The sequence below is a fragment of the Burkholderia sp. YIM B11467 genome (assembly GCF_052952715.1).
The window spans coordinates 66,576-89,785 of sequence record NZ_JBQVSQ010000009.1; the positions used below are offsets into that span (position 1 = coordinate 66,576).

At 67.9% G+C, this 23,210-nt stretch carries 19 protein-coding genes; 9 read left to right on the plus strand and 10 right to left on the minus strand.

The window, feature by feature from the left end; all coding sequences use genetic code 11:
* The first annotated feature begins 62 nt into the window (after positions 1-62).
* The 4 genes from ACTRWB_RS27570 to ACTRWB_RS27585 all read left to right on the plus strand — a co-directional run bounded on the left by ACTRWB_RS27570 (position 63) and on the right by ACTRWB_RS27585 (position 4,950).
* Positions 63-980, plus strand: coding sequence for a LysR family transcriptional regulator (locus tag ACTRWB_RS27570; protein WP_419688861.1), 918 nt, complete (start codon positions 63-65; stop codon positions 978-980).
* 151 nt (positions 981-1,131) lie between these two features.
* Complete coding sequence (locus tag ACTRWB_RS27575) at positions 1,132-2,256, plus strand: FAD binding domain-containing protein (protein ID WP_446903688.1); 1,125 nt, start codon at positions 1,132-1,134, stop codon at positions 2,254-2,256.
* Positions 2,257-2,440: 184 nt separating this feature from the next.
* Positions 2,441-3,658: an MFS transporter gene (locus ACTRWB_RS27580; protein WP_446903689.1), complete on the plus strand. Its 1,218-nt coding sequence runs from the start codon at positions 2,441-2,443 to the stop codon at positions 3,656-3,658.
* A gap of 179 nt (positions 3,659-3,837) precedes the next feature.
* On the plus strand, positions 3,838-4,950 hold the full coding sequence (locus tag ACTRWB_RS27585) for an alkene reductase (protein WP_446903690.1): 1,113 nt from the start codon (positions 3,838-3,840) through the stop codon (positions 4,948-4,950).
* Positions 4,951-4,998: 48 nt separating this feature from the next.
* Here the strand turns inward: ACTRWB_RS27585 and ACTRWB_RS27590 are convergent, their stop codons facing one another.
* The 3 genes from ACTRWB_RS27590 to ACTRWB_RS27600 all read right to left on the minus strand — a co-directional run bounded on the left by ACTRWB_RS27590 (position 4,999) and on the right by ACTRWB_RS27600 (position 10,721).
* Entirely contained in the window at positions 4,999-5,670 is a 672-nt protein-coding gene (locus ACTRWB_RS27590) for a phosphohydrolase (protein WP_446903691.1), read from the minus strand.
* A 95-nt stretch (positions 5,671-5,765) separates the two neighbouring features.
* Positions 5,766-7,646 carry an amidohydrolase gene (locus tag ACTRWB_RS27595; RefSeq protein ID WP_446903692.1) on the minus strand — a complete coding sequence of 627 codons (1,881 nt, stop codon included), beginning with the start codon at positions 7,644-7,646 and terminating at the stop codon, positions 5,766-5,768.
* Between the two features lie 165 nt (positions 7,647-7,811).
* Complete coding sequence (locus ACTRWB_RS27600) at positions 7,812-10,721, minus strand: ATP-binding protein (protein WP_446903693.1); 2,910 nt, start codon at positions 10,719-10,721, stop codon at positions 7,812-7,814.
* A gap of 395 nt (positions 10,722-11,116) precedes the next feature.
* On the opposite strand from ACTRWB_RS27600, the gene ACTRWB_RS27605 reads away from it, so the two are divergent.
* Positions 11,117-12,028 (plus strand): helix-turn-helix domain-containing protein, encoded by a 912-nt coding sequence (locus ACTRWB_RS27605; RefSeq protein ID WP_446903694.1) that lies wholly within the window; start codon positions 11,117-11,119, stop codon positions 12,026-12,028.
* Positions 12,029-12,069: 41 nt separating this feature from the next.
* On the opposite strand, the gene ACTRWB_RS27610 is transcribed toward ACTRWB_RS27605, so the two are convergent.
* On the minus strand, positions 12,070-13,011 hold the full coding sequence (locus ACTRWB_RS27610; RefSeq protein WP_446903849.1) for an MBL fold metallo-hydrolase: 942 nt from the start codon (positions 13,009-13,011) through the stop codon (positions 12,070-12,072).
* Positions 13,012-13,223: 212 nt separating this feature from the next.
* A complete protein-coding gene (locus tag ACTRWB_RS27615) occupies positions 13,224-13,874 on the minus strand; it encodes a DsbA family oxidoreductase (protein ID WP_446903695.1) in 651 nt (216 codons plus the stop codon).
* 108 nt (positions 13,875-13,982) lie between these two features.
* Between ACTRWB_RS27615 and ACTRWB_RS27620 the strand changes: the two genes are divergently transcribed.
* Positions 13,983-14,888, plus strand: coding sequence for a LysR family transcriptional regulator (locus ACTRWB_RS27620; protein WP_446903696.1), 906 nt, complete (start codon positions 13,983-13,985; stop codon positions 14,886-14,888).
* 18 nt (positions 14,889-14,906) lie between these two features.
* On the opposite strand, the gene ACTRWB_RS27625 is transcribed toward ACTRWB_RS27620, so the two are convergent.
* From ACTRWB_RS27625 to ACTRWB_RS27635, 3 genes are read right to left on the minus strand one after another with little or no spacing between them, the layout of a single operon-like run.
* Entirely contained in the window at positions 14,907-16,361 is a 1,455-nt protein-coding gene (locus ACTRWB_RS27625) for an alginate export family protein (protein WP_446903697.1), read from the minus strand.
* Positions 16,362-16,375: 14 nt separating this feature from the next.
* Positions 16,376-17,317 (minus strand): glyoxalase, encoded by a 942-nt coding sequence (locus ACTRWB_RS27630; RefSeq protein ID WP_446903698.1) that lies wholly within the window; start codon positions 17,315-17,317, stop codon positions 16,376-16,378.
* Positions 17,318-17,365: 48 nt separating this feature from the next.
* A complete protein-coding gene (locus ACTRWB_RS27635) occupies positions 17,366-18,103 on the minus strand; it encodes a YoaK family protein (RefSeq protein ID WP_446903699.1) in 738 nt (245 codons plus the stop codon).
* 364 nt (positions 18,104-18,467) lie between these two features.
* On the opposite strand from ACTRWB_RS27635, the gene ACTRWB_RS27640 reads away from it, so the two are divergent.
* The 3 genes from ACTRWB_RS27640 (at position 18,468) to ACTRWB_RS27650 (ending at position 21,535) form a co-directional block, all read left to right on the plus strand.
* A complete protein-coding gene (locus ACTRWB_RS27640) occupies positions 18,468-19,187 on the plus strand; it encodes a TetR/AcrR family transcriptional regulator (protein ID WP_446903700.1) in 720 nt (239 codons plus the stop codon).
* A 290-nt stretch (positions 19,188-19,477) separates the two neighbouring features.
* Positions 19,478-20,353, plus strand: coding sequence for an alpha/beta fold hydrolase (locus ACTRWB_RS27645; RefSeq protein ID WP_446903701.1), 876 nt, complete (start codon positions 19,478-19,480; stop codon positions 20,351-20,353).
* A 39-nt stretch (positions 20,354-20,392) separates the two neighbouring features.
* Positions 20,393-21,535 carry an FAD binding domain-containing protein gene (locus ACTRWB_RS27650; RefSeq protein WP_446903702.1) on the plus strand — a complete coding sequence of 381 codons (1,143 nt, stop codon included), beginning with the start codon at positions 20,393-20,395 and terminating at the stop codon, positions 21,533-21,535.
* Positions 21,536-21,598: 63 nt separating this feature from the next.
* Here the strand turns inward: ACTRWB_RS27650 and ACTRWB_RS27655 are convergent, their stop codons facing one another.
* Entirely contained in the window at positions 21,599-21,880 is a 282-nt protein-coding gene (locus tag ACTRWB_RS27655; protein WP_412023942.1) for a YciI family protein, read from the minus strand.
* Between the two features lie 294 nt (positions 21,881-22,174).
* A complete protein-coding gene (locus ACTRWB_RS27660) occupies positions 22,175-23,116 on the minus strand; it encodes an alpha/beta fold hydrolase (RefSeq protein ID WP_446903703.1) in 942 nt (313 codons plus the stop codon).
* Positions 23,117-23,210 lie beyond the last annotated feature (94 nt).

Sequence of the window (23,210 nt, forward strand, 5' to 3'; positions counted from 1 at the left end):
AAACAACAGCCGCGCCGGCACGCACCGGTGCCGGCAACCAACAGGCTGGAGATTTCTGAACGATGGATACCTTGCTTTCGATGCGCGTGTTTACGCGCATCGTCGAGACGGGCAGCTTCACGCGCGCGTCCGACACGACCGGGCTGACGACGCCGCGCGTGTCCGCGCTGCTGAGCGGACTCGAACAGCATCTCGGCTGCCGGCTGCTGAACCGCACCACGCGCCGGATCTCGCTGACCGAGGACGGGCAGGCGTACTACGAACGCTCGGTCGCGGTGCTGCGCGAGATCGACGACATGGAGGCATCGGTGTCGCAAGCGCGCAATGTGCCGCGCGGCCGTCTGAAAGTGAACCTGCCGCCGGCCATGGCGAAGCAGATCATGATACCGGCCCTGCCCGAGTTTCTCGCCGCCCATCCGGGCATCATGGTCGAGCTCGGCGTGACCGATCGCCAGATCGACCTCGTCGGCGAAGGCGTCGACTGCGTGGTGCGAATCGGCGCGCTCGACGATTCGGGCCTGGTCGCGAAACGGATCGGCAGCCTGACGACCTGCACGTGCGCGTCCTCCACGTATCTCGACCGATTCGGCGTGCCCGAAACGGTGGACGATCTCGCACAGCACGTCGCGGTCAGCCACATCTCGGCCGATACGGGCCGGCCGCGCCCGTGGGACTACATCGTCGACGGCGAAACGCGCATCGTGCAGATGTGCGGCACGGTCGCGGTCAACGACGCCGACGCCTACATCGCGTGCGGCGTCGCGGGCATCGGCTTGATCAGGACCGCGCTGTACCTGGTCGAGCCGTATCTGCAATCGGGGCGACTGCGCGAGGTGCTGACCGATTTCAACACGCCGCCGCGGCCGATCTCGATCCTGTATCCGCCCAATCGGCATACGCCCGTCAAGCTCAAGGTCTTCGTCGACTGGCTCTCGTCGCTGTTCGCGCAGATTCCGACGCTGCAGGGCAAGCGCAGCTGAAGCCCACCGCCTCGCGCCGCCGCGCGCACCACATAAATCAATTGATTTAAGACGCGGTTTAGGACTATTCAGTCGGCTCGATCCAGACTGCTCTCATGGGGCTTCGCTACCCGCGATATCCGCGCCGGAGGCCCGTTTCGAGAGGCGCATCATGAAGATCGCGATCGCCGGCGGCTCCATCACGGGCCTGGCCGCCGCCGTCACGCTGAATTGCATCGGTCACGAGGTCGTCGTCCATGAGCGCCGCGACCGGCGCGTGCCCGATCATGGCGGCGGTGTCGCGGTCCTGCGCCGCATGACGGCCTTTCTCGATGCGCACGGCGGCCAACGACTGTCGATCGCGACGGTCCCGACGCGCCGCCGGCGCTGGATCGACCGCGCGGGCGGCATCGTCGACGACGCGTGCCAATGGCTGCCGTTCTCGTCGTGGGACATCGTCTATCGCGCGCTGTGCGCGATGCTGCCGGACGGGATGATCCGGTACGACAGCCCCGTGACGGTCGAGAACCGCGACCCCGACGGCGTCGACCTGCAGATCGGCGCGACGCGCGAACGGGTGGACCTGCTCGTCGCCGCGGAAGGCGCGGGCTCGCGCATCCGCACGGCGCTGTTTCCCGGCTATACGCCGCGCTATGCCGGTTACTTCGCGTGGCGCGGCGTCGTCGACGAAGCCGCGTTCGATGCCGGGACCATCGAAATGCTGGTCGAGAACCTGACACTCTACCGGCAGTCCGGCGAACTGTTCATGGCGTTCCAGATTCCCGCCGCCGACGGCATGCCGGGGCCGCGCGCGCAGCGCTTCAACTGGATCTGGTACCGCTCCGAACCGAACCTCGACGCAATGCGCGGCCATCTGGCCGACCTCGGCGGCCGCCTGCACGACGCGTCGGCCGAACCGGGCCTGTTGTCGACCCATGCACACGCGGCGCTCGGCGCGCTCGCGCGCGAGCGCCTGCCGCCGGTGCTGTCGCAATTGGTCGACGCGACCGCCGCGCCGTCCGTCCAGGCCGTCTTCGACGTCTTCAGCCCCGGCTTCGCCAACGGCCGCATCGCGCTCGTCGGCGACGCGGCCTGCACGCTGCGGCCCCATACGGCATCCGGCATGTCGAAGGCCCTCGCCGACGCGGTCACCCTTGCGCAGGCGCTGCCATCGGGCGCGCACGACGTCACGAGACGCACCGCGTCCTGGGCCGCCGCGCGCCGGGTCGCGTCGGCCGGCCTCGCCAACGCCGGCGTGCGGTTCGCGACCGATGTCGGCCTCGGCGCGTGCGCATGAACCCGCCCACGGTTCGCCCCCTTTGCGTGGCGCGCAATGCTCGATTGCGCCCCGGGCGTATTCCCTTGTTATCGATCGATCAATAATCTTGACGGCAATGCGGCGGCTTCCGTTTCGCCGCGACGGCCATCGCAACGCCCGCCCGATGAACGAGCACCCGACATCACTTTTCAAGGAGTCGACCATGTCAGCAGAATCCACCCCGGTCGCGGCCCACGGGCACGCCGCCAAGCTCACGCAGGGCCTCATCCTGCTGTTCGCGTTCAGTTGCGGCGCGATCGTCGCGAACCTGTACTACGCGCAACCGATCACCGAACTCATCGCGCCGAGCCTGCACATGTCCGGCGAAACCGCGAGCCTGATCGTGTCGCTGACGCAGATCGGCTACGCGCTCGGCCTGTTCTTCATCGTGCCGCTCGGCGACCTGCTCGAGAACCGCAAGCTGATGATCGTCACGGCCGTCGTGTCGATCGCGAGCCTCGCGGCGGCCGCGGTCGTCCAGACGCCCGGGCTGTTTCTCGCGATTTCGCTGCTGGTCGGCTTCAGCTCGGTCGCCGTCCAGATCCTGGTGCCGCTCGCCGCGCACCTCGCGCCGGATCATTCGCGCGGCCGGGTGGTCGGCACGATCATGAGCGGGCTGCTGCTCGGCATCCTGCTCGCGCGCCCGCTGTCGAGTGTGGTGGCCGACGCGTTCGGCTGGCGCTTCGTGTTCGCGGCCGCCGCCGTGCTGATGACGCTCGTGACGGCCGTGCTGGCACTGACGATCCCGTCGCGCCAGCCCGATCATCGCGCCACCTATTTCGAACTGATCGGCTCGCTGCTGCATCTGGTCCGCACGATGCCGGTGCTGCGCCATCGCGCGCTCTACCAGGGCCTGATGTTCGCGTCGTTCAGCCTGTTCTGGACCGCCGTGCCGGTCGAGCTGACGCGTCACTACGGCCTGTCGCAAACCGCCATCGGCCTGTTCGCGCTCGTTGGTGCGATCGGAGCGACGTCGGCACCGGTCGCCGGCCGCCTCGCGGATGCCGGCCACACCGTGCGGGCCACGCTGATCGCGCTGGTCGCCGGCACGCTGTCGTATGCGGTCACGCTGATCCACGGCGCCGGCCTGTATGGCCTGGTCGTCACGGGCATCGTGCTCGATTTCGCGGTGCAGATGAACATGGTGCTCGGCCAGCGCGAGATCTACGCGCTGCATGCCGCGAGCCGCAACCGTCTGAACGCGCTGTACATGACGAGCATCTTCGTCGGCGGCGCCATCGGCTCCGCGCTCGCCAGCCCGCTGTACGAGCATGGCGGCTGGCCGCTCGTCGCCGCCGTCGCCGGTGCGTTCCCGATCGTCGCGCTCGTCCACTACCTCGCAATCGGCCGTCCGCACGCGGAACGCCACGCCGCGACCTGAACCGGCGCCGGCACCGGTTCACGCGCGAACCCCGCCTGGGCGCTTCGCGCGCCGGAACGCCGCCGGCACGTCACCCACATCACCCACGTCATTCCGAACTTACCGCAGGGCCCGCCGTGGCGCCGGTTGCAACCGGACGATACGCGGCGCCGCCCTGCTCCACGCAAAAGGAAATCATCATGTCTTCCCTGCTCAGCAACTACGATCTGCGCGGCCTGCCGCTTCCGAACCGTGTCGTGATGGGGCCGATGACGCGTTCGCGCGCCCCGTCGCGCGGCCAGCCGACCGACCTGATGGCCGAGTACTACGCGCAGCGCGCGTCCGCCGGGCTGATCGTCACCGAGGCAACCAACGTCAGCCCGGCCTCCGCGTCGTTCGAACTGACGCCGGGGCTCGTCACCGACGAGCAGGCGGCCGGCTGGAAGCAGATCACGGACGCGGTCCATGCGAACGGCGGCCGCATCTTCGCGCAGCTGTGGCACGGCGGCAGAGTGAGCTCGCTGACGCTGCTCGGCGGCGACGCACCGCTGTCGCCGTCGGGCGTCAACGACGATCTCGAACAGTTGCAGGTGTGGGCGCAGTTGCAGAACGGCTATTACACGAAGATTCACGCGACGCCGTCGCGCGCGATGACGACCGACGAAGTCGCCGGCACGGTCGATGAGTTCCGCCGCGCGGCCACCCGCGCGATGGCGGCCGGTTTCGATGGCGTCGAGATCCACGCGGCCAACGGCTACCTGCCGCACCAGTTCCTGTCGTCGACGCTGAATCGCCGTGACGACCGTTACGGCGGCTCGGTCGCGGGTCGCGCGCGCTTCCTCGAGGAAATCATCGACGCGGTCGGCGACGTGATGCCGCTGAGCCGCGTGGGCGTGCGCATTTCGCCGTACGCGAAATACAACAACGTGCGCGACGCGAATCCGGATGCGACGTACGCGTACGTCGGCCGCATGCTCGACGAAGCCGGCGTCGCCTACGTGCACGCGGCGGACACCAACGGCTGGAGCGGCGAGCCCGACCTGCCGCGGATCGTCGAGAACACGCGCAAGGCCTACCGCGGCACGCTGATCGTCAACGGCGGCATCGCACCGGAAGCCGCGAATACGCTGATCGATGCGGGCGACGCCGATCTCGTCGCGTTTGCGCGCGCGTACATCGCGAACCCCGATCTGGTCGAGCGTATCGCGGCGAATGCGCCGCTCGCCGCGCCGAAGTCGGTCGGCTGGTATGGCGGCGACCACTCGGGCTACGTCGACTACGCGCGTCACGACGCGGCAGAGCGGACCGCCTGAGCCTCGCAGCGACGGCCGTCGTTGGCCCGCGCTTCCGGACGGACGCCTTCAGGCGTCCTTCCAGCGCGCACCGAGCACGCGTCCGCAGAAATTCGGCCGCTGGAAATCCGGATCGGCCCGCTCGAGCACATCGGCGCTCCACGTGCCGAACGTCGTCGCGGGCCGGTGCGCGACGCCGCGTGCGATCGCATCGAGAAACGCGTCGCTGAACCCGTCGCCGCGCGGGTAAGCGGCGAGCAGCGCCTGGCGTTCGTCCGCCGAATACGCGTCGAAGTCGGATGCCATCAGGTCCGTCGATACGGCGGCCGCCAACGCACGCGCCAGCGGCGACACGCGCGCCGCCACGCCGGGCGTCGTATGCAGCGCGATCGCACGCCACACGTCGTTGCGCATGCACTGCGACGTCTGATGCCGCAGCAGGAACGCCTGCGCGGCATCGGCGCTGTCCAGCTCGTAGCGCTCGGTCGAACGGCAATACGCGGCGCTCAATCCCATGTTCGCGTACATCGCGGCCACGTACAGCGCATCGGCATCCAGGACCTCGCTTGCACGGCGCGCGGCAAGCGATGCGAGGACGAACACTCGGCACGCGTGGTCGGTCATCACCCGCGGCAGCGATGCGCGTGCCGCTTCGGCGGCCTCGATCGCCATCGGCGTCCGGGGGATGCGGACACCCGCGACTTCGTCATCGGCCGATGCGCACGTATGCGCAGAACTCATCTCGCCTCCTTCTGCCCCACGCCGGGGGCGGAAAATTGTCATGCTTCGCGCGGCGTGGGCCGAGGCAGCCGACATTCCTGCTGAAACACGTCGACCTAAAAGGCGACACCGGGCTGAACGAATGCTTCGCACTGCTCGACGGCCCCCGTTGCGGCCGCATGCAGGCGTTGCGCGAAACGACGCCCGTGACCGCGCACAAAACCGGCGTCCGCGCCGTTGCCGGCCGCTGCGCGCGACTGCGCCGGCACACCCGCACGACGATCGCCGACGCCACCGAATTCGGCCACCGGCGACCACGCGGGGCTGACCGGCAGCGGCGGCGGTGCCAGCGTGCCGAACTCGTCGTCCGCATGCACGACCTTGCCGTCGACGATCGTCAGGACCGACGACAGCTGCGGGATCCGCGACTCGTCGATCGTGAAGTAGTCGTCCGTCAGCACCGCGAAATCCGCGTACTGGCCGGGCACCAGCGCACCCTTGCAATCGTCTTCGTTCGAGAACCACGCGCTGCCGACCGTGTAGCGGCGCAGCGCTTCCATCCGGCTGAGCCGGTTGCATTCGGGGTACAGCGCGGTACCGCCCACCGTGCGCCCGGACACCATCCAGTACAGCGACACGAACGGGTTGTAGCTCGCGATGCGGGTCGCGTCGGTGCCCGCGCCGACCGGCAGTCCGGCCGCCAGCATCGCGCGGATCGGCGGCGTGCGCATGGCCGCTGCCGCGCCGTAGCGCGCGATGAAGTACTCGCCCTGAAATGCCATCCGGTGCTGAACCGTCACGCCGCCGCCGAGCGCCGCGATACGCGCGATGTTCGCATCCGAAATCGTCTCGCAATGATCGAAGAACCAGCGCAGCCCGTTGAACGGGGTCTCGCGGTTCGCGGCTTCGAGCACGTTCAGGAAACGGCCGATGGATTCGTCGTAGGTCGCATGCAGCCGGAACGGCCAGCGATGCCGCACCAGCAGGCGGACGACCTCGGCCAGTTCCGCCTCGAGCGCGTCGGGCAGGTCGGGGCGCGGTTCGAGAAAATTCCCGAAATCGGCCGCGGAATACACCAGCAGTTCGCCGGCGCCGTTCATCCGCAGGAACGCATCGCCGTCGCCGGGCTGCGCCAGCGTCACCCAGCGCGCGTAGTCGTCGAGTTCCCGGCCGGCATGCTGCACGAACAGGCTGTACGCGATGCGCACCGTCAGTTCGCCGCGCTTCGCGAGCGCCATGATGGCGGCATAGTCGTCCGGAAAAGCCTGGAAATCGCCGCCGGCGTCGATCGCGCTCGTCACGCCGAGGCGATTCAATTCGCGCAGGAAGTGCCGCATCGAATTCATCTGGTCGGCATGGCCGAGCTTCGGGCCGTGCTCGAGCGCCGTATGCAGGACGCCCATGTCCGGGCGCGCGATCAGCATGCCGGTCGGCCTGCCGAGGCGATCGCGCTGGATCTCGCCGCCCGGCGGATCGGACGTGTCGCGGCCGTAGCCGATCGCGCGCAGCGCGGCCGCGTTCAGCAGCGCGCTGTCGCCCAGGTGCAGGATGAAAACCGGCGTGTCGGGCGCGATCGCGTTGAGTTCGGCCACCGTCGGCCCGCGCTTTTCCGCGAACTGGAATTCGGTCCAGCCGCCGACCACGCGCACCCACTGCGGCGCAGGCGTGCGCAGCACCTGGCGGCGCAGCATGCCGAGTGCTTCAGCCAGCGTCGGCACGCCGTCCCAGCGCAATTCCAGGTTGAAGTTCAGGCCCCCGCGAATCACGTGCAGGTGCGAATCGTTCAGCCCCGGGATCGCGGTGCGGCCGTTCAGGTCGATGCGACGCGTATCGGCACCCGCATGACGCATCACCTCGTGCCCGCTGCCGGTCGCGAGGATCCGGCCGTGCTTCACCGCGAGCGCGGTCACGAACGACTGCCGGTCGTCCTGCGTCGCGATCTTGCCGTTGAAAACGATGAGGTCCGCCGATTCCGCGGATTCCGTCGCCTTAAGCACCGTCAGGCCTCCTGCTTGCGCCGAAAGCCGGCGTACGGTCGCACACGGCATGCCCCCGGTTTGACGATACACGGACCATCCACACTCCCCTTGAACGTTGATCGATCGCGCCCACGCGCCGCGGCACGATGGCGCGACGGTTGCCTGCGCGGGCGCGGTGCGCCGTTACGCCACCGACTGCATCGCGTCGGCCGCCCCGAGCCGCATGCGCGCACGGCTCGTCGACGGCGTCGCCTCCGTGGAGCGCACAAAGCTCTGCACCCGCGCCAGTCGGCGAACGTCGAACGCGCGCGATTGCGGATCGAAATGCCCCGACAGGTTGGCCACCAGCGACGACGCCTGCCCGGTGCGCCCGCGCTCGATCAGGTGATCGGCGAGGTCCAGCGTGCCGCGCAGCGCCCACATCGCGGCGCCTTGCCCGTTCGCGGTGTGAATCGCCAGCAGCAGATGACGGTGCCCGTCCGCTTCGCACGCGGCCGCGAGATCCGTGTCGGCGGTGCGGGCCTGTTCGAGCATCGCGAGCCCTCGGGCGCGCAGCAGTTCCGGCACGAACAGATGTTCGCCGTGCCCGCGGCAGCGCGCGAGCGTCGCGTCGAGCTTCGCCCGCGCCTCGGCCGCCCGGCCGGTGCGCGTGAGCCCTTCCGCATACGCGACGACCACCGGCACGAGCAGGCGCCGGAATCCGCTCGCCTCGATGCTCCGCAGCGCGGGCTCGAGCCGCGCGAGCCCGGCGCCCGGATGTCCGGCCTGCATGTCGAACTGTCCGGCGAGACATTCCGCATGACTGCGCCAGATGTCGAACCCGTTCGCGTCGGCCGTCGCTCGAAGCGTCGCGAGATAATCGGAGATCGCGTCGTGATCGCCGTAGCGCAATGCAATCGGCACCGCCGCCGCGCCGAGCACGACGCACAACGCCAGCCCCGAGCCGCTGCGGCGCGCGTGTTCGACCGCCTGCGCGGCCAGTCGCATCGCGTATTCAGGATCGCCCTGCATCCATACCAGCCGCGTCAGCATCGTGCGGCCGAGCGTCGCGACGTCGATGCCGAGCGCCGCTTTCGCGCAGGACGGCTCGCCGGCCTCGGCCAGTTCGGCCATCGCCGCTTCCAGCCGCTCGCGCGCCTGCGCATGCTCGCCGAAGTAATGCAGCGAGGTCGCGACCATCGCGTTCGCCAGCAGGCGCTGCGACCGGTCGCCACGCCGCTCGGCAGCGCGCTCGAAGCGCGTCGCATAGCGCAACGATTCGTGAATGTCGGAGCGCGTCAGCATCGTGTTCCACAGCCCCACCAGCGCGCACGCGTCGAACGCATCGTCGCCGAGCCGGCCCGCGAGACCGTGCGTACGGTCCCACATCGAGGCGGCCATTTGCGTATCGCCATCGGTATGCAGCAGCGCCGACGCATAGGCCGCGCGCAAGCGCATCTCGCTCGCGGCGTCGACGGCCTCGGGCGCCGCGGCCTCGATGGCGTCGAGCGCACGTTTCGCCGGGATCGAACACTCGCGCATTCGCGCCGGCTCCAGCAACCCGAGCACCAGCGCGTCGGCTTCCGGCGCCTGCGGTTCGGTCGTCGCGGGCTCGGGCAGCGCCGGCTCGTCCACGGCAAGATCCGGGCTCGCCGGCTGCGCGGTTTCCGTTTCCGTTTCCGTTTCCGCTTGAGCCTGCATCCGGGCTTCCGCCTGCTCGCGTTGATAGCGCGCATGACGCTCGACGATGGCGTCGAATTCGCCCTCGTTGTGCAGCTTCTCGATCGCGTATGCCCGCGTCGATTCGGTCAATCGGTAGCGCGCCTGCGCGCCGTTGAACTCGACGGCCACCAGCGACTTCGCGACCAGTTCGCCGAGCACCGCGATCATCTCGGCGGCCGGCATGCCGGGAGCCATCGCGACCTCACGCGCGGCATCGAACGTAAACGGGCCGATGAAGCAGGCCATCCGGCGAAACAGCGACCGCGCGGCTCCGTCCAGCAGCACGTAGCTCCAGTCGAACGTCGCCCGCAGCGTCTGGTGGCGCGGCAACGCCGATCGCAGCCCGCCCGTCAGCAGGTTCAGCCGGTCATCGAGACGCGACGCGACGATCTCGAGCCCGAGCGTCGCGACGCGCGCGGCAGCCAGTTCGATCGCCAGCGGCAGCCCGTCGAGGCGCCGGCAGATATCGCCGATCACCCGGACGCCGGCCGCGTCGACCACGCACTCGGGCGTGGCGGCGCGAATCCGCGCCAGAAACAGCTCGACGGCCGAATGGCGCGCGATCTCGTCGACAGACGCACTGCCGTCCGGCACCGCCAGCGGGCTCACGCGAAACACGGCCTCGACCGAGATATGAAGGGGTTCGCGACTCGTCACGAGCACGCGCAGCGGCGCGGCGCGCGACGTCAGCGTTTCGACGAGGTCGGCCACCAGATCGACGACGTGCTCCGCGTTGTCGAGCACGAGCAGGCCGCCCGACGCGGCGAATGCATCGCCGATCCGGTCGGCTGCGGGCACGCCATCCGTCTCGAGCCCGAGTTCCGCGGCAATCGCGAGCAGCACGTCGTCGCGCGTCGCGGCACGTGCCAGCTCCACGAACAGGACGCGCTCGCTGGACCGGCTGCGCAGTTCGTGCGCGACCCGCCCGGCCAGGCTCGTCTTGCCGATGCCGCCCGCGCCGACGAGCGTGACGACCGGCGTACGTTCGATCATGTCGACGATCTGCCCGATCTCGGCCTGACGCCCGACGAGCGGCACCGGATGGGCAGCCGCGGCGGCGGGCGGCAACGCGGCCGCGCGCGGCGCCGCGTCATGCACGGCCGGCGCATTCGCGACCAGCAGGTAGCCGCGGCCCGGCACCGTCTTGATCAGGTCGCGGTTCGCGCCCAGCGCCTTGCGCAACGTCGCGACATGGACCTGCAGTCGGTTTTCCTCGACGATCAGGCCCGGCCAGACCGCATCCATGATGTCGTCCTTCGACACGACGGAACCGTTGGCGCGATGCAGTACTTCAAGTATGTCGAGCGCGCGTGCGCCAATCCGCAACGACGCGCCGTGACGGCGAATGTCTCGCTGCTCGAAATCCACCGACAACGTCCCGATCTGGATCATGGCCGCCTCCAGGTTCCCCACGATGACCGCCATGTGAACACGGCGGTTCACCGGGGCGGGAGTCCGCACCCGGATTGCGTTGCAGGCCGGGCGCAAAGTCTCAAAAAGTGGGCCGAGTGTAAACGCCGTATAAAGAAAAATCTTGAAGAATAATGCGCTGACGCCCGCCGCACGGGCACGCGGCGGAATCCTCACGGCGCGAACATAAATAGGGCAATATTGCGCGCGGAACCGGATTCGCTTGCCGGTCGCGCCTCACGCCGCGCGCATCGATCCGTACGATCATTCCGTAAGCTAGCGGACATTTGTTCAAGTTATCTTGGGCCTGTCGGGCGCGCCGTATAAACTCCTCGTAAAATTGCTCGCGCGCCGCCCCCAACGAAGGACTTTCCGCCATGCCAGATCCGCTCGTCACGCCCCCCACGGCGCCGCCGAAAGACACGCTCGGATGCTTGTCGAGCCTGTTGTCCAAGGATATTGAAAGGTCGACCGGCGGCCTGACGCTCCATCGCAAATGCATGCGCGACGAACAATTCGAGCGCATCGAGATGGGCGCCAGCGATCGCGGTTTCCTGATCGGCGTGTCGCTGAATGGCGGGCACCGGCGCACGATCTACGGCGGCACCGGCAAATCCGAGCGGCGCTTTCAGCACAACTCGATCTACATTCGCGACTTCTCGCGGAATTTCCGCGCGGACCTGTACGGTAAATTCGACTTCCTGCTCATCGAACTGTCGCGGACTTACCTCGACGACCTCGGCCGAGAGCACGACGGAACGGGAATCGGCGGCCTGACCTGCGCGCCCGACGTGCAGGACGCGGTGCTCGGGCATCTCGCGCACGGCGTCGCCGACAGCCTCGACGTGCCCGGCGGGCTGAACGCGCTGTTCGTCGAGCAGATGGGGCTCGCGATCGGCACGCATCTCGCACGCCGCTACGGCAATGCGAACGCGCGCGACCTGCAAGAAGTCAAGGGCGTGCTGTCGCCGGCCAAGACGGCGCTCGCCAAGGAACTCCTGATGGAAAAGGCGGACCTCGGCGTATCGATCGAGGAAGTCGCGAACGAATGCGATCTGTCGCGCGGTTATTTCATCCGCGCCTTCTCGCGATCGACCGGGCGCACACCGCATCAGTGGCTGCTCGAGCAGCGCGTGATCCGGGCCCGGCAACTGATCGAGACGACCGACATGACGCTCGCGGAGATCGCGGCCGTCTGCGGTTTCGCGGACCAGAGCCATCTGAACCGCGTGTTCGCCCGCATCGTCGGCCATCCGCCGGGCGCATGGCGGCGCGAGATGACCCGCTGACTGCCTGCGCGTACGAGCCGCGGCTCGCACGCGCCATCCCGTCACTGCAACGGCGTCGCGTCGTAGTTGACCGGGATCCAGTCGTACTGCTCCCCTTCCCTGAGCAAATGCCCGAGCCCGGGAAACGCGATGTGCGCGGCACCGACCAGATAACGCTTGTCCGCGACGAGCCTCAGTGTGTCGCGCCGGGTGCGGCGGGCTTCATCGGCATCGCTGTCGTACTGGACGGTCGCATCGAGATCCTGCAACTGGATCGCCGCGACGTGCACGATGTCGCCCCACGCGAGCAGCCCGGCCTTGCCGCTCTCGATCAGATAGGCCGTATGACCCGGCGTATGGCCGGGCATCGGCACCGCGCGAATGCCGGGCGCGAGCGTCGCATCGCCGCGAAACGTCTTGAAGCGTCCCGCCGCGATGTACGGTGCGACCGACGCGGCCGCCGCATCGAAAAACGATGCCAGGAACGCCGGCGCTTGCGCCTTGTTGTGCGGATCGATCCAGTACTTCGCCTCGATCTCGTTCACGCGGACGACCGCGTTCGGAAAGGTCATCTTGCCGTTCGACACGATGCCGCCGACATGATCCTTGTGCAGGTGCGTGAGCAGCACTTCGTCGATCTGCTCCGGTGCATAACCCGCCGCGCGCAGGTTGCCGAGAAGCTTGCCGCAGCAGTCGCCATACAGCACGCCGGCGCCGGTATCGACGAGAATCCGCTTCGATCCGGTATCGACCAGAAACGCGTTGATCGACCCCTGTACCGGCGGCTCGAGAAACGCGCGGTCGAGATCGCGCCGGATTTCGTCCTTCGATACATCGCGGAACACTGTATCGATCGGGAACGGGTGCGTGCCGTCGGATAACGCGACGATCTGCAGGTCGCCGAGCTTTTGCCGGTAGAACCCGGGAGGCTGGCTCTTGCCGACCGGCTCGCCGGCAAACGCGGCCGATGCCAGGAGACCGATGCACCACGCGACGAGCAGCATGCCGCCCGAGCGCGCCGTGCGCGCCCGCCAGTTCAAGTTCTTCATGTCCGTTTCCTTGCGGGTTGCGTAGCGACGTTGCACGCCCGCTTGGCGGTCAGGCTCAGGCAAGCGAGGGGCGTGCGACACCGAGCTTAGCGGCCGGCTCCGCACGTGTCCTGAGCGGGACATGAATCGATCTGAAGGCCGGGCCGCAGCGGCGGCCCGGCCCGGCTTCAGGCGACCAGATCGTGCGCACGCCGCGCGGCAATCAACGCATCGCGAAAAACCGCAGCCGGCTGCGCGCCGCTGACGACCGTTTGCCCGATGCGCGTGGACGGCACCGACGCGATGCCTTCGCGCACCGCCTCTTCCTCGAGCGCGAGCACCGCGTCGAGCCCTTCGCCGGACGCGAGGAACGCGCGTACCGCGTCGCCCGGCAACCCGGCATCGGTCGCAATGTCGACGAGCACGTCCGCATCGCCGATATCGCGGCCGTCGCGGAAATACGCGGCGAACAGCGCATCGACGAGCGCGACCGCGCTGCCGTGTTGCTGGGCGAACCAGACGAGCCGGTGTCCCAGCCGCGTATTCGGCGTGCGCGCGATCCGCGCATGATCGAACACGAGGCCCGCCGCGCGGCCGGCTTCGGCCACATTCGCGTCGAGCGCCAACGAGCGCGCCCAGCTGCCGAACTTCGCGCTCCGGTACGCCTTGCGGTCCACGCCGCCCACCGGCATCGACGGGTTCAGTTCGAACGGCACGAACCGGACGCGCGTATCGTCGGCCAGCCCGGCTTCGTCGATGGCCTCGGCGAGCCTGCGCTCGGCGATCCAGCACCACGGGCAGATGAGATCGTAGGTGACCGTCACTTCGAGGGGTTTCATCGCTTTCTCCTGAAAATTTCCAGTTCAGAAGATAGCGCTTGCGGGCCGGCGATAGAATGCCAACGGCACGCAACGCATCGTTGCGACACGCACAAAGGCAAAGACGACATGGACAAATTTTCCGCGCTGCGCGCGTTCGTGGAAGTAGCGGAAGCCGGCGGCTTCTCGAGCGCGGGACGCCGTCTCGAGCTCGCGGCTTCGTCGGTGGTGCGCGCGGTGGATGCGCTTGAAGCGTCGCTCGGCACCGTGCTGCTGAACCGCACGACGCGGCAGGTCACGCTGTCCGACGCCGGCTCCGTCTATTACGCCCGCGCGAAGCGGCTGCTCGAGGAACTCGCGGAAGCCGACGCCCTCGTCGCCGATCGCGGCGACGAGCCGTCCGGACCGCTGCGCGTGTCGGTGCCGGTCGCGTACGGCGTGCGCCGCATCGCGCCGCACATCGCGGCCTTCCTCGCGCGTTATCCGAAGCTCGACCTCGATCTGCAACTGACCGACGAGCGCGTCGATCTCGTCACCGGCCGCATCGACGTCGCGATCCGGCTCGGCGAAGCAGCGCCGTCCGCGGAGGTCGTCGCGCGGCCGCTCGCCACGTTCCAGCGGTATGTGGTCGCGAGCCACGACTACCTCGATGCGCACGGCACGCCGTCGACGCCGGGCGAGCTGGTCGACCATGCGTGCCTGCGCTTTCACTTCGGCGGCGACCAGCAGGCCTGGTCGTTCGTCGATGCGCACGGCACGACGAACGTGATCGTCGCCGGGCGCATGAAGTCGAATCACAGCGAAGTACTGCGCGATGCCGCGCTCGACGGCGCGGGCATCGCGCTGCTGCCCGACTGGCTGGTCGATGCCGACGTGCAGTCCGGCCGCCTGCGCAGGCTGTTCGAACAATACGACGTCACGCCCGGTGCGGCCCGCTCGGTCGTCACCGCACTCTATCTGCCGAATCAGCGCGGCTCGAAGCGCGTCACCGCGTTCATCGATTTCGTCGAGGCGCTGGCGCGCACGCCGCACTGAGCCGCGCGGCGCGCCGCGTTACCAGCCGAACTTCGCTTCCACGCCGACATAGTCGGCGTTGCGCGCACCGAGCGCGCGAATCGAGTCGGCGATCTGGAAGTGCACGGCCTCGACGGCCAGCGCCACGTTCGGATTGACGAGCCAGTCCACGCGGGCCTGCGCATACATGCCCGTCCACGAACCGCCCTTGCCGGCCGTGCCGGGCACCACCTGCATCCCTTGCGCGTAGATCGCGTCGGCCGTCGTCTCGCGCCACTGGAAACCGACCGCGGTCAGCACCGTCACGTTGGTGGCCGGCTTGAACGTCAGCGACGGCTTCACGTGAATCAGGTTGCTGTAACCGGTGTAGCCGGCGAGCGTGAAGTAATAGCCGTTCGGAAACAGCGGGTTGAAGGTGCCCATGCGCCCGTCGCCGGGATGCTTGTCGCCCGACGCGCCGTCGACCTGGAGGCCGATGCGCGGCGTGCCCGCCGTCTTCGTGAACGTGTAGCCGCCCAGCGCGCCGAACGCCCACGCGCCGATCGTGTCCTGTCCGATGTGGCCGGTCTGGAGCATTGCCTCGAGGTCCCAGTCGAGCCGGCCGGATTTGCCCGCGTAACGCATGTCGAACACGTCGCGCCGCTCGGTGCCGGCCCCGTCGAGATAATGCGCGTTGTCGCGCGTATAGCGCGACCAGTAGGCCGACAGGTCGCCGGGGCCCGTGCCGCTCCGCTCGACGCGCACGCCGTCGAATCTCAGGTGCCGGTTCGACACGTCGTCGAACACCGCGTCGTCGCGATATTGCACCGGGCGCGTCACATAACCGATCAGCCGCCATTTGCCGATTTCGTAATCCGCCCACAGCGCATCGAACGCCTGACGCACGTTCGGCCCGTCGCGCACCGCCACGAACCGCTGCAAGTCGAACGCCATCTCCTGCCGGCCGATGCGGGTCTTGAGCGTGCCGCCGCCGATCTGGTCGACATACGCGACGAACGCCTGCTCGATGTCGAGCTGGTCCTTGTCCACCGTGGTGACCATGTTCTTGCCGAACGGCCGCGCATCGATGAACTGGACGAACGCCTGGAAGTGCCCGGCATAACGCAGGTCCGCATGCACCGTCGCATGCTCGATCACGTAATTGTCGTCACGCCCGGCGCCGAGCCCGAACAGCGGCGCGTTGTTCAGCTCGAAGCGCTCGCGCAGGTTCGCGCCGAGCGACAGGTAGGTCGACGGGTCGCCGCCCAGCGGGATGTACTTCAGCGAATCGAGCGGCTTGCGCGGCACGCACGGATTCGCGAGCACCGACCAGTCCTCCTGCCAGCGGTTGAACAGCAGGGTCGGCCGCTTCGCCGTGCAGGTCGCGCCGGCGCTCGAAGCCGGCGCCGGCGCCGGCGCCGTGGAATCCTCGGCACCGGCTGCCGTCCCGGCGTACGTCGCGACGCCGCCCGCCAGCACGGCGGCGGGCAGCACACGCCGCCATGCGCGTCTCATCGACCGACGGCCCATTATTTCGACCGCGCGTGGATCTCGGCGATATAACCGCCCGGGAACTGCACGAGCGCCGCATCACGCCCGTCCGACGTGAACGTCGGCACCAGCACGGTCACGCCCGCGGCCTGTGCCTGCTTCAGCGTCGCGGCGAGATCCGGCACCTCGTAGCCCGTCATCTCGCGGCCGTACGGATAAGGCAGATGGCCATCCGTGGCCAGCACGGTCATCTTGCCGAAACCGGACTCGATGCGGATGCGGCGATACGTATCGTTCGGCCGGCCGATCTCGACGCCCGGCGCCTTGCGCACGTCGGACACGACCTTGCCGCGCGAAAACGCGACGAAGTCGTGCACCAGCTTGCTCGCGCTTTCCGGCGACACGTACACGCGGTTTTCCGGCACCGTCTGCAGCGCGTCATACTTCGGCGCCTGCGTGTGCCAGTACAGCTGCATGTTCACGCCGCCCGGCCAGCGGATGATCGCGTCGCGGCCGATCGGGTCGGGGAACGTGTCAACGACCACGTCCGCGCCGTGCGCGCGCGCCGACTTCATCGCGACGTCCATGTCGGTGACGAGATAACCGGTGCGTTCCGCGCAGAACGGATACGGGATCGGCGTCTTGAAGCCGAACACCGAAATCGTGCCGGACGGCGTGAACACGAGCTGCGACATCGTCTGGCTCGGCGTCGGCGTGACCTGGAACACGCCCTGCTGCGACTTCTTGCCGCCGAAGGTCGCGACGAAGCTGTCGGTGAAGCGGTCGAAGTCTTCCGGTGCAACGCATACGTGCGTCGTGTCGTATTGCGGGCCGACCGTGACGGCCGGCACCTTCGCGGACGAGGTCTCCAGCAGGCGCGTCTCGTCGGCCTGGGCCGGCGCAACCGCCAGCAATGCGCCGAGCACGGCCGTCGACGCGGCCGTCATCCGCAATACCTGTCGCAACTTCAGTGCAATCATCGAATTCTCCTGGAAAGTGGCAAGCGCGGCCGTATGCCGCGCGCGCATTCAGCGTGACGCCGGCCCCTCGTCGGGCCGGCCGGATTGATAAGCGAGGAAGCACAGCGCCGCGAGCGGCAACGCCAGCGCCCAGAAGGCGGCATACAGATAGGCCGTCGCCCCCGCGCCCGCCCCGATCGCGAAGCCCGCGACCGGCGGCAGCGTGCGTCGCAGCCGCACGCGCGCGGCGGCCCGTTCGGCCGGCGCGGCGATCGGCACGAGCCAGTCGAACGCATCGATCACCGCCTGCGTGACGTTGCCCGTCATCACCGTATTGGCGACGACCGAGCGGGCCGTCAGCCGGCCATGCGCGTTCTGGACGCCCATCGCCGCGGCGCCGAGCAGGCCGCACAAAATCGTTCTCGGCGCATCGGCGTCGGCGATCGGCGATGCCATCACGCCGGCCAGCATGAAACCGGCCAGCAGCACGGCCTGCAGCGCATACAGCGAACGCGCGCGCACGCCGTGGCCCAGCGAACGCATCCGATGGTCGAGCACGCGCGCGCCGACGATACCGGCGATGAAGGCCGGAAACGCGAGCCACTTGATCGCGAGCCCTTGCCCGACGCCGGCCAGCCCCGAGCCGATCAGGATGAAGTTGCCGGTGACGTGCGCGGTGAACAGGCCGAACAGCGCGACGAAGCCGAGCGTATCGACATAACCGGCGATCGACGCGAGAAATACGTCCTCGCCGCGTACCCGATCGGGCGCGGCGGCGGTGCCGGCGGTTACTGGCTGCGGCGGCATGACCCGGCTTCCTGGAAGGTGTCGACTGCGCCGGCGCCCGCAATGCCTGCGCGCGGCGAGATCAGATAAGGCATGTTCCGCTCCGGTTTCGCCGGCCGGCCCGGCTTGCCGACTGGCGTCCGGCCCATGCGGCGGTTCGGGAGCTAGACTAGTTAAGGCGCGCCTTAAAGTCATGGGCCGACGGCCTGAATTTTTCTGAATTCGCCGCCCGAGCGCCGGACGGGGCTGCCGGTCCGATTCGTCGCGGGACGATCCCGCGACGGGCCCCGCGCCGCCACAAAAGCCGCGCCGCCGCCAGACTCGACGCCCCAATCGTGTTATTTTTCGATCGATAGTTAAGCCGCGTGCCATCAGGAGCCGATGAATGACCGAAAGGAAACGCAGCACGCCGGCCCGCGAGCGCGGGACGGACGCCGACGGCAACGCCGTCACGCCGGGCCGCCGGCTCGCGCCGGAAGCGCGTGAGCGGCAGATCGTCGAGAAGGCGATCGAGCACTTCGCGACACACGGCTTTTCGGGCAGCACGCGCGAGCTCGCGCGGCAGATCGGCGTCACCCAGCCGCTGCTGTACCGGTACTTCCCGAGCAAGGAGGCGCTGATCGATCGCGTGTACGACGAGATCTACACGTGGAATCCCGACTGGGAAAAGCTGATCGCCGATCGCGCGGTCCCGCTGCAGGAACGGCTCGTCGCGTTCTACCGCGCGTACGCGCAAACCATCCTGCGGCGCGAATGGATCCGCACCTTCATCTTCGCGGGGCTCAGCCGCGAGGGGTTCAACACACGCTACCTGTCGCGGCTGCGCGAACGCGTGTTCCTGCCGGTGCTGCGCGAGCTGCGGCACGAATACGACCTCGCCACGCCGGCGACGGAGGCCCAGCGCAATGCGGAAATCGAACTGGTCTGGAGCCTGCACGCGAGCATCTTCTATTTCGGCGTCCGCAAATGGGTCTACGGCCTGCCGGTGCCCGACGATCTCGACACCGAAATCGAACGGCTGGTCGACGCGTTCCTGCACGGCACGCCCGCCACGCTGAAGCAGCTCGCGTCAGACGCGGCCGCCCGGCGGCGCCGGCGCGCCTGACGCGGCGGCCGACGGGCGCGCGCGATCGTGGCGCGGCGCTCGACGACGGTCGAATCGACATCCGGCATTTTCACGCTCGGGCTCCTGGGTCGGTCGGATTGCATTAGAGGTCGCCGGCCACCCGGCCACCCGGCCACAACTTAATCGTTGTGAAGCGACCGATACCGACTGCGCGCACGCCAAGACAAATTCAGAACAATTTATCCGGCGCGCCGATCGCTTCGCCTATTCTCGAAAGGCATTTGCGCCCGTCCGACCGTGCGCAGGCCGAACCGAACAGGGACCGTCACATGACACTCGCCACGCCTTCGATCACCCATCACACCGCCACCGCGAACGGCATCCGCCAGCACTACATCGATGCCGGCAGCGGGCCCGTCGTGGTCCTGCTGCACGGCTTCCCGGAAACCAGCTTCGCGTGGCGCTTCCAGATCCCCGCGCTGGCGCGGCACTACCGCGTGATCGCGCCCGATCTGCGCGGCTACGGCGAAACCGACAAGCCGGCCGCCGGTTACGACAAACGCAACATGGCGCGCGACCTCGCCGGGCTGCTCGATGCGCTCGGCATCGGCCGCATCGCGCTCGTCGGGCACGATCGCGGCGCGCGCGTCGCGACGCGCTTTTCGAAGGACTTCCCCGAGCGCGTCGACCGGCTCGTCGTGATGGACAACGTGCCGACGCGCATCGTCGCGCAGAACATGACCGCGCAAACGGCGCGCGCGTACTGGTTCTTCCTGTTCCATCAGGTGCCCGACCTGCCCGAAGCGTTGATCGCAGGCAAGGAAGCCGAGTGGCTGAGCCATTTCTTCTCCGACTGGTGCTACAACCCGCACGCGATCTCCGGCGATGCGTTCGACACGTACGTCCGTGCGTATCGGCGCCCGGGCGCAGTACGCGGCGCACTCGCCGACTATCGTGCGAACGCGGAGGACGTGAAGCAGGATCTCGCCGACGCCGAGGTGAAGATCGCGTGCCCGACCATGGCCCTCTGGGGCGAGGATTTCTACGCGGTCGGCAAGATGTTCGACATGAAATCCGTCTGGGAAAGCATGGCAACGAACCTGCGGGCCGAGCCGATCGCACAGTGCGGACACCTGCCGCAGGAAGAGCAGCCCGAGCGCGTGAACGCGCTGCTGCTCGACTTCCTGAAACACTGGGAAGGCTGAATGGCCGCGCACATCACGGATCATCGGGAGGAAGGCATCATGAGCGACGTTTCAGGCCCGCTGGCGCTCGTCATCGGCGGATCGGTGGGCGGGCTGTTCACGGCGACCGCGCTGCGTGCGGCCGGATGGCGCGTCAAGGTCTTCGAGCAATCGCCGAACGACCTCGACAGCCGCGGCGGCGGCATCGTGCTGCAACCGCCGATCGAGCGCGCGTTCGCGTTCGGCGGCGTACCCGTGCCGCGCGATACGGGCGTCGATTCCGTCGACCGGATCTATCTCGACGAGCACGACCGGATCGTGCAGCGCTACTTCATGCCGCAAACGCAAACCGCGTGGAACGTGATCTACACGGCCCTGAAGCGCGCGCTGCCGGCCGGCATCGTGCACGCCGGCGTGTCGTTCGAGCAGTTCGAGCAGGACGGCGATCGCGTGATCGCGCATTTCGCGGACGGCCGCGTCGAGCAGGCCGACCTGCTGGTCGGTGCCGACGGCGGCCGCTCGAACGTTCGCGCGCAACTGCTGCCCGATGCACGGCCCGAGTACGCCGGTTATGTCGCGTGGCGCGGGCTCGTCGACGAGCACGATCTTCCCGACACGGCGCTGCAGGTGCTGCGCGACCGCTTCACGTTTCAGCAAGGCGACGCGCATCTGTTCCTGACCTATCTGGTGCCCGGCCGCGACGGCACGATCGAGCCGGGCAAACGACGCGTGAACTGGGTCTGGTACCGGCGGCTCGCGCGGGATCGCCTGCCGTCGCTGTTCCTTGCGCACGACGGCACGCAGCGCGACGGCTCGCTGCCGCCCGGCGCGATGCGCGACGATAACCGGCTCGAACTCGTGGAAGCAGGTGGCCGGATGCTGGCGCCGACGCTCGCCGCGCTCGTCGACGCGACGCGCGCGCCGTTCGCGCAGTCGATCCTGGATCTCGCGGTCGACCGCATGGCGTTCGGCCGCGCGGTGTTGCTCGGCGATGCGGCCTGCCTCGTCCGGCCACACACGGCCGCGGGCGTCGCGAAAGCGGCGGAGAATGCGGTCGGTCTCGCCGAGGCGCTGCGCGGCGTCGCGCGCGGCCCCGCGTTCGACGCGGCGCTGTTGCGCTGGGAAGGGCTTCAGCTCACGACCAACGCGTCGTTGTCGGAACTCGGCATCTCGCTCGGCACGCGGATCATGGGAAGCGCCTGAGCGGTCCGCAGCAAGTGGAAGCAGTTGAGGCGTCGTCAACGGTTGACGACGCGAAATGGCGCATCAGTGCTCGTCTGCCCGGTTCATGAAAAACCGGATGTCGACCGTCTTCCAGATGCCTTCGGTGTTGAACGGGTCTTCGTGGACCAGTTGCCGCACGGTCTCGATATCGTCCGCGTCATAGAGAAACAGGCTCCCGCCCACCGACCCGTCCGGATCGATGAGCGGCCCTGCGATCCGCGCCTTCAACGGTGACGCCAGCAACCGCGCCTTGTGCGCTGCGAAGTGGGTTTTGCGACGCTCCGCCATATCGGGATGATCGAGACAGTAAACGACGAACATCATGTTGTTTCCTTACGGGATGCGAGCCGCTGATGGCCGCGCCGTCAGTCAGGATGGCGCGTGACGACACGCGTCGCTCGATACGGCATGTTGATCAATGAATCATGCGCAATACGCCTGCATATCATTCGGACTGCTTTTGGCGTTCCATTCCGTCGATCTCCGACGAACGGTGCGCGTTGAATGCGTGCCCGGGTTTGCGTTGATGAAACTATACGGCGCGCATCGCACGGAGCATTGGTCATAAGATGCGCCCGCTTATCGAATCGTCCGTATTTCATCGTTCCGGCGCTGCGATCAGCGCCCGTAGCGCAGCAGGAAATCCCGCAGCTTCGGATTGACATCCCGAGCGTGGGTCAGATTCGGCGTGTGACCGGCACCCACCACGTTGATCATTCCCTTGGAGTTCGGCAGCCCTTCGGCAAGTGCTTCGCCGCAACGAAGCGGGATCGCTGCATCGGCACCGCCGTGGAATACGATCGACGCATGCGTGATCTCGCCGAGCCGCGCCGTAATGTCGTCGCGCGACGTCAGCGCATCGACCGGGTATTCGAAGTGCTCACGCGGCATGTTCAGCCACTTATCGATCCACGCCGACGCGGGATAGTCGGCACCGAGCAAGAAGCCAGCAAGGTTCGCTGCGACGTTGGCCGCGCCGTTACGCGCCCACTCCGCCTTGAGTTCCTCGAACGACGCAGTCACCGCCGTATCGTCGAGATCGCTGCGCGTCGAGATCAGCGCGAGCGCGCGGAATCTGGCAGGTTCGAGCAGCGCCGCGCGCATCGACACGAAACCGCCCTGCGACATCCCGACCAGCGACGCCGACGCGATTTCAAGGTGATCGAGCAGCGCGATCAGGTCGCGGGCCGAATCCCAGTAGCTGAACGCGCGATCGGTCGGCCCCGTCGCGCCGAGGCCACGCTGATCCCAGACGACGCAGCGGAACGTATCGTTCAGCTCGTCGACGTTCGGGCGAAACATTTCGCCATCCATAAGAAAACCGTGACTGAAAACGATCGCCGGCGCGTCCTGCGGGCCGGATTCTTCATAGGCGAAACGGATGCCCTCGCGCTCAAACGATGCCTTCATCCTCATCCTCTCTTCATTCACATCCATTAGGGCCGCGTGATGCGGCCTGACCTCGTCACACTCTATCGTGCGAGCGGCGAGGACGATGATCGATTGAAGCGACGGCTTACCCGATCGTCCGGATTTTTCAGCGCGACGCGTGTCGAGCATCGCGCACGCACCGCATGCGATTTTTCCCGGATTGACGCGCTGTCGCGCATTTGATTAAGTAGACGGCTTGTGTGGACGTGCAAGCAACGTTTCT

Excerpts from the sequence above, each read along its gene's own strand:
- ACTRWB_RS27570 (WP_419688861.1), top strand. The coding sequence starts at position 63 with ATGGATACCTTGCTTTCGATGCGCGTGTTTACGCGCATCGTCGAGACG.
- ACTRWB_RS27575 (WP_446903688.1), top strand. The coding sequence starts at position 1,132 with ATGAAGATCGCGATCGCCGGCGGCTCCATCACGGGCCTGGCCGCCGCC.
- ACTRWB_RS27580 (WP_446903689.1), top strand. The coding sequence starts at position 2,441 with ATGTCAGCAGAATCCACCCCGGTCGCGGCCCACGGGCACGCCGCCAAG.
- ACTRWB_RS27585 (WP_446903690.1), top strand. The coding sequence starts at position 3,838 with ATGTCTTCCCTGCTCAGCAACTACGATCTGCGCGGCCTGCCGCTTCCG.
- ACTRWB_RS27590 (WP_446903691.1), bottom strand. The coding sequence starts at position 5,670 with ATGAGTTCTGCGCATACGTGCGCATCGGCCGATGACGAAGTCGCGGGT.
- ACTRWB_RS27600 (WP_446903693.1), bottom strand. The coding sequence starts at position 10,721 with ATGATCCAGATCGGGACGTTGTCGGTGGATTTCGAGCAGCGAGACATT.
- ACTRWB_RS27605 (WP_446903694.1), top strand. The coding sequence starts at position 11,117 with ATGCCAGATCCGCTCGTCACGCCCCCCACGGCGCCGCCGAAAGACACG.
- ACTRWB_RS27610 (WP_446903849.1), bottom strand. The coding sequence starts at position 13,011 with ATGCTGCTCGTCGCGTGGTGCATCGGTCTCCTGGCATCGGCCGCGTTT.
- ACTRWB_RS27615 (WP_446903695.1), bottom strand. The coding sequence starts at position 13,874 with ATGAAACCCCTCGAAGTGACGGTCACCTACGATCTCATCTGCCCGTGG.
- ACTRWB_RS27620 (WP_446903696.1), top strand. The coding sequence starts at position 13,983 with ATGGACAAATTTTCCGCGCTGCGCGCGTTCGTGGAAGTAGCGGAAGCC.
- ACTRWB_RS27625 (WP_446903697.1), bottom strand. The coding sequence starts at position 16,361 with ATGAGACGCGCATGGCGGCGTGTGCTGCCCGCCGCCGTGCTGGCGGGC.
- ACTRWB_RS27630 (WP_446903698.1), bottom strand. The coding sequence starts at position 17,317 with ATGATTGCACTGAAGTTGCGACAGGTATTGCGGATGACGGCCGCGTCG.
- ACTRWB_RS27635 (WP_446903699.1), bottom strand. The coding sequence starts at position 18,103 with ATGCCGCCGCAGCCAGTAACCGCCGGCACCGCCGCCGCGCCCGATCGG.
- ACTRWB_RS27640 (WP_446903700.1), top strand. The coding sequence starts at position 18,468 with ATGACCGAAAGGAAACGCAGCACGCCGGCCCGCGAGCGCGGGACGGAC.
- ACTRWB_RS27645 (WP_446903701.1), top strand. The coding sequence starts at position 19,478 with ATGACACTCGCCACGCCTTCGATCACCCATCACACCGCCACCGCGAAC.
- ACTRWB_RS27650 (WP_446903702.1), top strand. The coding sequence starts at position 20,393 with ATGAGCGACGTTTCAGGCCCGCTGGCGCTCGTCATCGGCGGATCGGTG.
- ACTRWB_RS27655 (WP_412023942.1), bottom strand. The coding sequence starts at position 21,880 with ATGATGTTCGTCGTTTACTGTCTCGATCATCCCGATATGGCGGAGCGT.
- ACTRWB_RS27660 (WP_446903703.1), bottom strand. The coding sequence starts at position 23,116 with ATGCTCGACACGCGTCGCGCTGAAAAATCCGGACGATCGGGTAAGCCG.